Origin of the sequence: Micromonospora sp. M61 (assembly GCF_018070245.1) — a bacterium.
Taxonomy (GTDB): domain Bacteria; phylum Actinomycetota; class Actinomycetes; order Mycobacteriales; family Micromonosporaceae; genus Micromonospora; species Micromonospora zamorensis.
The window spans coordinates 24,502-34,220 of record NZ_JAGPYA010000068.1 but is presented as its reverse complement, the minus strand read 5'-3'; the positions used below and the strand labels follow the sequence as shown (position 1 = coordinate 34,220).

At 70.8% G+C, this 9,719-nt stretch carries 9 protein-coding genes and 1 tRNA gene; 1 reads left to right on the top strand and 9 read right to left on the bottom strand.

Annotated elements, in window-relative coordinates; all coding sequences use genetic code 11:
- Window positions 1-394: 394 nt before the first annotated feature.
- Window positions 395-883: a hypothetical protein gene (locus tag KBX34_RS28440; RefSeq protein ID WP_307871515.1), complete on the top strand. Its 489-nt coding sequence runs from the start codon at window positions 395-397 to the stop codon at window positions 881-883.
- 126 nt (window positions 884-1,009) lie between these two features.
- Here the strand turns inward: KBX34_RS28440 and KBX34_RS28435 are convergent.
- The 9 genes from KBX34_RS28435 to ald form a co-directional block, all read right to left on the bottom strand.
- Window positions 1,010-1,083: transfer RNA gene (locus tag KBX34_RS28435), tRNA-Pro, on the bottom strand.
- 195 nt (window positions 1,084-1,278) lie between these two features.
- Entirely contained in the window at window positions 1,279-2,685 is a 1,407-nt protein-coding gene (der, locus tag KBX34_RS28430; protein ID WP_088947534.1) for a ribosome biogenesis GTPase Der, read from the bottom strand.
- Window positions 2,682-3,362, bottom strand: coding sequence for a (d)CMP kinase (gene cmk, locus KBX34_RS28425; RefSeq protein WP_210928008.1), 681 nt, complete (start codon window positions 3,360-3,362; stop codon window positions 2,682-2,684). Before cmk ends, der begins: the two co-directional genes overlap by 4 nt.
- A gap of 196 nt (window positions 3,363-3,558) precedes the next feature.
- Window positions 3,559-4,329, bottom strand: coding sequence for a pseudouridine synthase (locus tag KBX34_RS28420; protein WP_141908900.1), 771 nt, complete (start codon window positions 4,327-4,329; stop codon window positions 3,559-3,561).
- Window positions 4,316-5,236 carry an SMC-Scp complex subunit ScpB gene (scpB, locus tag KBX34_RS28415; protein ID WP_210928006.1) on the bottom strand — a complete coding sequence of 307 codons (921 nt, stop codon included), beginning with the start codon at window positions 5,234-5,236 and terminating at the stop codon, window positions 4,316-4,318. The genes KBX34_RS28420 and scpB overlap by 14 nt, the downstream gene beginning before the upstream one ends.
- Window positions 5,229-6,221 carry a ScpA family protein gene (locus KBX34_RS28410; protein ID WP_374223727.1) on the bottom strand — a complete coding sequence of 331 codons (993 nt, stop codon included), beginning with the start codon at window positions 6,219-6,221 and terminating at the stop codon, window positions 5,229-5,231. The genes scpB and KBX34_RS28410 overlap by 8 nt, the downstream gene beginning before the upstream one ends.
- A gap of 41 nt (window positions 6,222-6,262) precedes the next feature.
- On the bottom strand, window positions 6,263-7,186 hold the full coding sequence (locus tag KBX34_RS28405; RefSeq protein WP_030487987.1) for a ParA family protein: 924 nt from the start codon (window positions 7,184-7,186) through the stop codon (window positions 6,263-6,265).
- Window positions 7,187-7,366: 180 nt separating this feature from the next.
- The gene (locus KBX34_RS28400) at window positions 7,367-8,332 is read right to left on the bottom strand and encodes a site-specific tyrosine recombinase XerD (protein ID WP_210928001.1); all 966 of its coding nucleotides are present in this window, start codon (window positions 8,330-8,332) and stop codon (window positions 7,367-7,369) included.
- A 67-nt stretch (window positions 8,333-8,399) separates the two neighbouring features.
- A complete protein-coding gene (gene ald / locus KBX34_RS28395; RefSeq protein ID WP_088947530.1) occupies window positions 8,400-9,515 on the bottom strand; it encodes an alanine dehydrogenase in 1,116 nt (371 codons plus the stop codon).
- Between the last annotated feature and the right edge of the window lie 204 nt (window positions 9,516-9,719).

Here is a 9,719-nt window from a genome sequence, read left to right as displayed (position 1 = left end):
GCTAGCCAGCACCAACTTGACTGAGCTTGGTCCCCAAAACGGCGAAAGGGCCGACCCGATTTCCGGATCAGCCCTCTGACCTGCGTCGGGACGGCCGGATTCGAACCGACGACCCCTTGACCCCCAGGACGCTTCGTCACACGCCCACGCACGTCACGCACGCTCTGTATACCTGCAAGCCGTGCGACCAGTCTCTTGTCGTTGGCTTCCGTGCACGACGTGTGGTCCCTGTCCGGTCCCCACCGAAGCCGCCCCTCTCCACCTGAGGTACAACAACCCGGTGACCCCGAGGCAAGAACTGACCCCGCAGACCTTGACGGAGCTGTGGGAGCAACGTTGGCCCGAATGCCTGCCGTTCGCCCACTGGCTTCGCGTTCAGTACCCAGACCGGTGGGTGAGGTTCCACAGCCTGCCAGGATCGAAGCGGTACCCAGACAACGAGAGCGAATACGCGATTTTGCTCGACCGGCACTACACGACGCTGTCAGAGCTCGATCCAGGTGCCGCCCTTCTCGTTGTCACCAGCGAGTGGACAGAGAGCCCGGCAACCACGCCCCAGATGTGGCCGAGGCGTTCAGAAGTCACACCGTCGGCATGGCACTGGCAGACCCTGCTGGAAGAGCCCGAGGAAGAGCCGGAGTACCGCAGCTACACGCAGCTCTACGCCGAGACGATCCCGTGGCGACAGGACGCGATCGACGTCCTGCTGAGGGCCGTCGCCGACGATGAGTTGGCCAACGTACTCCTTGCGCCCACCGACCTTCGATGGCTGTACCACCCCTACGACGGTGGAGCCGACGTCATCCTGCCGACGCGAGAGCAACGGGACGCACTGAAGGCAAACCACCAGGATTGGCTTTCCGAGCTTGCGTCCGGGCTCTAGATGCCCCCAGGCCGCTATATTTGACCAGCGGTCAAGTAGCGCTACCGGGCGGCGCACTTGACCGACGTGGTCCCCAGAACGCCAAGAAGGGCCGACCCGATATCCGGATCAGCCCTCTGACCTGCGTCGGGACGGCCGGATTCGAACCGACGACCCCTTGACCCCCAGTCAAGTGCGCTACCAAGCTGCGCCACGTCCCGCCCTCGCGTGGTTTCCCAACGCGACAGCCGGTACAGCTTAGCGCAGCAGCCCCGGCTCGTTCGCACAGGCCCCACCCGCGCCGCGAGCCAACCGAACCACCGCACACCCCCTAAAGCGTCCTAGGAGGGTGGGGTTGAAGAAATGCCGGACGGGCGAGGACCGCCCATCCGGCATTTCGAGAGAACAGGGGCAGGTCAGCCGTGCGCCTTGCCTCGGCCGCCGGGGCCCAGCTTCTTACGGGGGCGGACCGAGATTTCGATGGGGCTGCCTTCGTACCCGAATTCCTCGCGGAGCTTGCGCTCGACGAAGCGCTGGTATCCGGCGTCCAGCGGACCGGTGGTGAAGAGCACGAACCGCGGCGGTGCCACGCCGGCCTGCGTGGCGAACAGGATCCGCGGCGCGCGACCGCCCCGCACCGGGTGCGGGGTGGCCTGCACCAGCGCGGTCAGCCACTGGTTGAGGTACGCGGTCGGCACCCGCGTTTCCCAGCTGGCGAGCGCCTTGTTCAGGGCCGGGGCCAGTTTGTCCACCGCACGGCCGGTCATCGCGGACAGGTTCAGGCGGATCGCCCAGGGGATGCGGCGCAGCTCCCGGTCGATTTCCTTGTCCAGGTAGTACCGACGGTCGGCGTCGACCAGGTCCCACTTGTTGAACGCGATGACCAGCGCCCGGCCCGACTCGGTCACCATCGACAGGATCCGCTGGTCCTGCTCGCTGATCGGCTCGCTGGAGTCCAGCAGCACCACGGCCACCTCGGCGGCCTCGATGGCGCCGGCGGTGCGCAGGCTGGCGTAGTACTCGGTGCCGCTGGCCTTGCCGACCCGCTTGCGCAACCCGGCGGTGTCGACCAGCTGCCAGGTCTGGCCGCCGATTTCGACGAGACTGTCGACCGGGTCCACAGTGGTGCCCGCCACCGAGTCGACGACCGCCCGCTCCTCACCGGAGAACCGGTTGAGCAGGCTGGACTTGCCCACGTTCGGCCGCCCGACCAGCGCCACCCGGCGGGGTCCGCGCGGTCGGTTCTCCACGATCGCCGGGGCTTCCGGCAGCGCGGCGAGGATGGCGTCCAGCAGGTCGCCGGAACCTCGCCCGTGCAGCGCGGAAACCGGGAACGGCTCGCCGAGGCCGAGCGACCACAGCGACACGGCCTCCATCTCGATGGAGGTGTTGTCAGCCTTGTTGGCCACCAGGATCACCGGCTTGGCGCTGCGCCGCAGCATCTTCACCGCGGCCTCGTCCACGTCGGTGGAGCCCACCATCGCGTCGACCACGAAGAGGACCACGTCGGCGGTGACGACCGCCGTCTCCGCCTGCGCCGCGATGGCCGCGGCGCGGTCCTTCGCGTCCGGCTCCCAACCGCCGGTGTCCACCACGGTGAACGCCCGGCCGTTCCACTGCGCGTCGTACGGCACCCGGTCCCGGGTCACACCAGGAACGTCCTCGACGACCGCTTGGCGGCGGCCGATGATCCGGTTGACCAGAGTGGACTTACCCACGTTGGGGCGACCGACCACGGCCACCACCGGCTGCGGGCCGCTCGGTTCCTCGACGGCAACCTCGGGCTCCCGCAGCTCGACCCAGCCACCACCATCGCTACTCATGCCACACCCCGCTCGGTGAGCAGCTCGCGCAGTCGCGCCACGACCTCGTCGATGCCCAACTCGGTGGTGTCCAGCACCACGGCGTCGGGCGCCTGCGCCAGTGGGTTGACCTTGCGGGTCGAGTCGAGCCGGTCCCGTCGCGCCAGGTCGGCGGCGGTGGCCGCCACGTCAGCGGCGTCCTCCGCGCTGCGCCGGGCGGCACGGGCCGCCTCGGAGGCGGTCAGGAAGACCTTCAGGTTCGCGTCCGGCGCGACGACCGAGCCGATGTCCCGACCCTCGACGACGATCCGGCCAACGTTGGCGATCATCTCGCGCTGCCGGGTGACGAGCAACTCACGAACAGCCGGCACGGCGGCGACGGCGGAAACCGCGCCGGTTACCTCCGGGCCGCGGATGTCCGCGTCCACGCCCACACCGTCGACGGTCACGGCGTACCCCTGCGGGTGGGTGCCGATGTGCAGCTTGACCTCGCCGGCGACCTTGGCCACCGACGCGGCGTCGGTGAGATCCACGCCGGAGCGCAGCACAGCAAACGTGATCGCCCGGTACATCGCTCCGGTGTCCAGGTAGCGCGCACCGATCGCGACGGCGAGCCGCCGCGACACGGTGGACTTACCCGAACCGGACGGCCCGTCCACAGCGACCACACATCGCCTGGCGCGTACGTTTTCCTCCACCGTGTCCTCCTCAGCCCGTACCTCACGGATCGCCCGGTGATCTGGCGCCGCAAGCGGTTTGTCAATCGTCATCAATCATGCCCGCGGTCCGTGGCGGACCTGCGCGCGACGCCGCCGGAGGCGACCCACGCCACCCCGGCGGCCGCCGTCTCGGCCGTTGCGAAGCCTACCGGCAGCCGTACCCCGAACTCGGGGGTCAGTCACCCACCGCGTTGAACAGGGCGGCGACCTCGGCGTTCGTCAACCGCCGGATCCGCCCGGTGCGCAGGTCACCCAGCCGGATCGGACCGATCGAGGTACGCACCAGCCGGGTGACCGGGTGGCCGACCTCCTCCATCAGCCGCCGGACGATGTGCTTGCGCCCCTCGTGCAGGCTCAGCTCCACCTGGGCGGACTTGCCCAGAGTGTCCACCACCTTGAACGAGTCGATTTTGACCGGCCCGTCCTCCAGCTCGACCCCGGCCAACAGCCGCTTGCTCAGGTTGCGCGGGATCGGCCCGACCACCTCGGCGAGGTAGGTCTTCAGCACCTGGTACGAGGGGTGCATGAGCTTGTGCGCGAGGGTGCCGTCGTTGGTGAGCAGCAGCAGGCCCTCGCTGTCCGCGTCGAGCCGCCCGACGTGGTAGACCCGCTGCTCCAGCCGGGCACCGATGAAGTCGGACAGCTCGTTGCGTCCCTTTTCGTCCGCCATGGTGGTGACCACCCCGCGCGGCTTGTTCATCGCCACGTAGACCAGGCGGACGTCGACCTGGAGGCGCTCGCCGTCCACGTGGATCACGGCGGTGGCCGGGTCGACCTTGTCGCCGAGCTTGGCGACCCGCCCGTCCACGGTGACCCGGCGGCGGAAGATCAGGTCCTCGCAGGCACGCCGGGAACCCACGCCGGCGGCGGCGAGCACCTTCTGCAGGCGCTCAGCCCCCTCGAAGACAGGGGCGTCGGGTTTGGGGGAACGGTTATCGGGTCGCATCAGCAAGCTCTTCTACGTCGTCGGGCAGGAAGGGTGCGAGGGGCGGCAGCTCGTCAACGGTGTTCAGCCCGAGCTTCTCCAGGAACAGCGTGGTGGTCTTGTACAGGAACGCCCCGCTGTCCGTTTCGGTGCCGCACTCCTCGACGAGGCCGCGGGTGACCAGCGTACGGATGACCCCGTCGCAGTTCACACCCCGGATGGCTGAGATTCGCGAACGGGTCACCGGCTGCTTGTAGGCGACCACGGCGAGCGTCTCCAACGCCGCCTGGGTCAGCCGTACGGACTGCCCGTCCAACACGAACCGCTCAACGTACGTAGCGTATTCCGGCCGGGTGTACAGCCGCCACCCGCCGGCCGCCCGGCGCAGCTCGAACCCGTGCCCGGCGGCGGTGTAGCCGGCGGCGATCTCGTCCAGCACCGGCCCGACCCGTTCGGCCCGCTGCTCCAGCACCTGGGCCAGGACCAGCTCACTGACCGGCTCGTCGACCACCAGCAGGATCGCCTCCAGGGCGCCGCGCAACTCGGTGTCGGACAGCTCCGGCGCGGGCTCCGGCGCGGCCGTCACCCGCCGCCGCCCCGCAGCCTGCCGCCGGGGTACGCCAGCAGCCTCGGACGACTCCCCCACGCCCGGCTCGCCCGGCTCCGGCTCGGCGCGGTCCGGCTCGGCGCGGTCCGCCTCGGCGCGGTCCGCCTCGGCGCGGTCCAGCTCACCGGGGAGCGCGGCGGATTCCGGCTCCTGGACGGGCGGGTGTCCCGCCAGATCGTCCGTGGGCGGCGAGGGCGCGGTGATGTCAGACGCGGCGTCTGCGGTGTCCGGTTCCGCGGCGGGCGGACGGGGGCGTTCCCACGGGGGGACCCAGGCGGCCGCCTGGTCGGCCAGGGAGTCCCGGCGATCCTCGTCACTCATCGCGCTCATCCTCCGTCGTTTCCGTCCCGTCCACCCCAGAGCGCTCCCCCGGCAACTCCGGTGCCTCCGGTCTCCCGGTCTGCGCCACCGGCTCCGGGTCGGCCGGGCTGCCCGCGTACTCGTCGACGTGCACCTCGGTGTCACCGTCGGCCGGGCCGGTCCAGCGAACGGTCAGCTCCTCCAGGGCCTGCTCCTGCACGAAGGACACCAGGCCCTCCCGGTAGAGCTCCAGCAGCGCGAGGAACCGCGCCACCACCTCCAGGGTCGCCTCACAGTCCGCGCAGAGCAGCGAGAACGTGGCCGTGCCGGCCCGGCGCAGCCGGGTAGCGAGGATCGCCGCGTGTTCCCGGACACTGACCCGGACCATGTGCACGTGGGCGATGGAGACCTCCGGCACCGGCTTCGGGGTCATCGCCTTCACGGCCAGCTTCAGCAGCCGCTGCGGGCCGATGCCGAGCACCAGGTCGGGCAGCGCGTCGGCGTAGCGGGCCTCCAGGCTGACCGCCCGCGGGTACCGCCGGCCGCCGACGGCCTCCAACTCGGCGATGTAAGCCGCCGCTTCCTTGTACGCCTTGTACTGCAACAGCCGGGCGAAGAGCAGGTCCCGGGCCTCCAGCAGGGCCAGGTCGGCCTCGTCCTCCACCTCGGCGGAGGGCAGCAGCCGGGCCGCCTTCAGGTCGAGCAGCGTCGCGGCGATCAGCAGGAACTCGCTGGCCTCGTCCAGGTCCCAGTTGTCGCCCATGGCCCGGATGTAGGCGATGAACTCGTCGGTGACCGTGTGCAGGGCCACCTCGGTCACGTCGAGCTTGTGCTTGCCGATCAGTTGCAGCAGCAGATCGAACGGGCCGGTGAAGTTGGCCAGCCGCACCGTGAAACCGGTGGAAGCCGGCTCGGCGGGCAGGTCGGCAGCCACGTCGGCGGGCGGCACACCATCGACCACCGCCGTGGCAGCGGCCTCGGGCGGGTCAAGGGGTGGCGCGGTCACCGCACGACCGTAGTCCACGAGGCGGGCACCGGGCGTTCCGGCTACCGCTCCGACTGGGCGGCGATCACCTCGCGGGCCAGCTGACGGTAGTTACGTGCCCCGGAGGACGCCGGGTCCATCGTCGTGATCGGCGCACCGGCCACGGTGGACTCGGGGAACTTCACCGTCTTGGTGATGACCGTCTGGTAGACCTTGTCGCCGAACGCCTCCACGACCCGCTGCAACACCTGACGGCAGTGCGTGGTGCGGCTGTCGTACATGGTGGCGAGGATGCCTTCCAGCTCCAGGTCGAAGTTGAGTCGCTCGCGCACCTTGTCGATGGTGTCCAGCAGCAGCGCCACACCGCGCAGGCTGAAGAACTCGCACTCCAGCGGGATGAGCACACCGTGCGCGACGGTCAGCGCGTTGATCGCCAGCAGGCCGAGCGACGGCTGGCAGTCGATCAGGATGTAGTCGTATTCCTTGCGGACCGTGCGCAGCACCCGCGCCAGGGCCATCTCCCGGGCCACCTCGTTGACGAGCTGGATCTCGGCGGCGGAGAGGTCGATGTTGGCCGGCAGCAGGTGCAGCCCCGCGACGTCGGTCTTGATGACGACGTCCTCGGCGATGATGTCGTCCTGCATGAGCAGGTTGTAGATGGACAGGTCGAGGTTGTGCGGGTTGACGCCCAACCCCACCGAGAGCGCGCCCTGCGGGTCGAAGTCGACCAGCAGCACCTTGCGGCCATATTCCGCGAGCGCCGCGCCCAGGTTGATGGTGGTCGTGGTCTTACCGACGCCACCCTTCTGGTTGGCCATCGCGATGATGCGCGCGGGGCCGTGCCGATCGGTGGGCATCGGCTCCGGAATGGGCTTGCGCATCGTGTAGGCAGCCGGGTCCGCAGGACCGAGGTCCGCGCCGAGCGTGGCCTGCTGCTCGCGGAGCTCCGACGTCCAGGTCTCGGCACGGTCACCGTTGCCAGCCATGTGCTCGTTGCCCCCTCCCGACGACCCCACCCGGCGTCGGAGCCGTCCGACGTCCTTCGCGGCGCCGCTGCGCACCCCGGTCGTGTCGCCCCAGGAGGTCCGCGCCGATGCCGACTGTACGCCACCGACCAGCAGGGGGTTCGGCACCGGCCCGGCGTGTCGGAGCCGACCGCGACCTGTTCAGCCCCGGGCGCGCGGATGCGCGGTGGCGTACACCTCGCGCAGCCGCTCCACGGTGACCAACGTGTAGACCTGGGTGGTGGTCACCGATGCGTGCCCGAGCAGCTCCTGGACCACCCGGACGTCGGCGCCGCCGTCGAGCAGATGCGTGGCGTACGAGTGGCGCAGGGTGTGCGGGGAGACGGCGGCGGGCCCGTCGACGGGCAGCCCGGCCCGCTCGGCGGCGCGGCGCAGGATTCCCCAGGCGCCCTGGCGGGACAGCGCGCCACCGCGGGCGTTGAGGAACACCGCCGGTGTTCCCCGGCCGGAGGCGGCCAGCGAAGGGCGGGCCCGGACCAGGTACGCGCGGACGGCGTCGACGGCGTACCCGCCGATCGGCACCAGCCGGACCCGGCCGCCCTTGCCACGCAGCAGAACGGTGCCCTCGTCGGTGTCGAGGTCGTCCACGGCGGCACCGACCGCCTCGGAGATCCGCGCCCCGGTGCCGTACAGGAACTCCAGCAGCGCCCGGTCGCGCAGCGCGAGGGGCGCGTCCTCGCCGGTGGCGGTGATCGGTCCGGCGATGTCCAACAGCCGGACCACGTCGTCGACTGGCAGGGCCCGGGGCAGCCGTCGCGGCGGGGTGGGCGGGCGGACGTCGCGGCTGGGGTCGACGCCGGCCAGCCCCTCACGCAGCGCGAAGCGGTGCAGGCCGCGGACCGCGCTGGCCGCCCGGGCGGCGGAGGAGACCGCCAACGGCGGGTGGGCGTCGTCGCCCGCGCGCAGCCGCGCCAGGTGCGCCTCGACCAGGCCGGCGCCGACCGACGCGAGGTCGGTGACGCCGGCGCCGACCAGGGTGTCGAGGTAGCGGTCCAGATCCCGACGGTACGAGGTGAGCGTGTTCGCCGACAGGCCACGTTCGACGGTCAGGTGGTCGAGGTAGCCGCGCACGGCACGGCGCAGGGCCGGCGCGGGCTGTTCGCCCACGCCGGCGCCGGCTACACCGTCGGTCAGTGCCCTGCCCCTCGGCTCGCTACCGCTCGGCCGCCACCGCTCAGGCCAGTGCGTCGGCCAGCGGGAGCACGTCCATGCCGTGCGCCTCGGCGACCGGGCCGTAGGTGACCTGCCCGTCGTGGGTGTTCAGGCCCAGCGCCAGCGCCGGGTCGTTGCGCAGCGCCTCGCGCCAGCCCTGGTTGGCCAACTCCAGGGCGTACGGCAGGGTGACGTTGGTCAGCGCGTAGGTGCTGGTGTTCGGCACCGCCCCGGGCATGTTCGCCACGCAGTAGAAGATCGACTCGTGCACCTTGTAGACCGGGTCGGCGTGCGTGGTGGGGCGCGAGTCCTCGAAGCAGCCGCCCTGGTCGATGGCGATGTCGACGAGCACACTGCCCGGCTTCATCCGGGAGACCAGCTCGTTGGAGATCAGCGTCGGCGCCTTCGTGCCGGGCACCAGCACCGCGCCGATGACCAGGTCGGCGTCGAGCACGGCCCGCTCGACCTCGTAGGCGTTGGACGCGACGGTCTGCAGGTGGCCCCGGTAGATGGCGTCGGCCGAGCGCAGCCGGGCGACGTTCTTGTCCAGCAGCAGCACCTCGGACTGCAGGCCCAGCGCGATCGCGGCGGCGTTCATGCCGGAGACGCCGGCGCCGATGACCACGGTCTTGGCCGCGTACACCCCGGAGACACCGCCGGGCAGCACACCGCGACCCCCGCCGGTGCGCATCATGTAGAAGGCGCCCATCTGCGGGGCGAGCCGGCCGGCCACCTCGGACATCGGGGCGAGCAGCGGCAGCGACCGGTCGGGCAGCTCGACCGTCTCGTACGCGATGCCGGTGACCTTGCGGTCGACCAGCGCGTCGGTGCACTCCTTGGAGGCGGCCAGGTGCAGGTAGGTGAAGAGCACCTGCCCCTCGCGCATCCGGTGGTACTCCTCGGCGATCGGCTCCTTGACCTTGAGCACCAGCTCGGCGGTCTCCCACACCTCGTCGGCGGTGCCGAGGATCTTCGCGCCCGCGGCGGCGAACTCCTCGTCGGTGATGCTGGAGCCGACGCCGGCGCCGGACTCGACGAAGACCTGGTGACCGCTGCGGGTGAACTCGTTGACGCCCGCTGGCGTGATCGCCACGCGGTACTCGTGGTTCTTGACCTCGCGTGGGATTCCGACCTTCACGATGCAGACACCTCTCTTCGGGGCTGCTCTCCCCCGACTGCTCGGTGCCGCGACGGCCCCATTGCCACCGCGGTCCACCGGTCCCGCCGGCGGCAGTCTAGGCGCGCCCGGTGCCGCCGCGAGCCAGCACAGTGGCATCCGGTGCCCGGATGGCCTGACGGAGTGTCAGGGCGCTGCACGGACTCACCGGTGCGCCATCGCCCC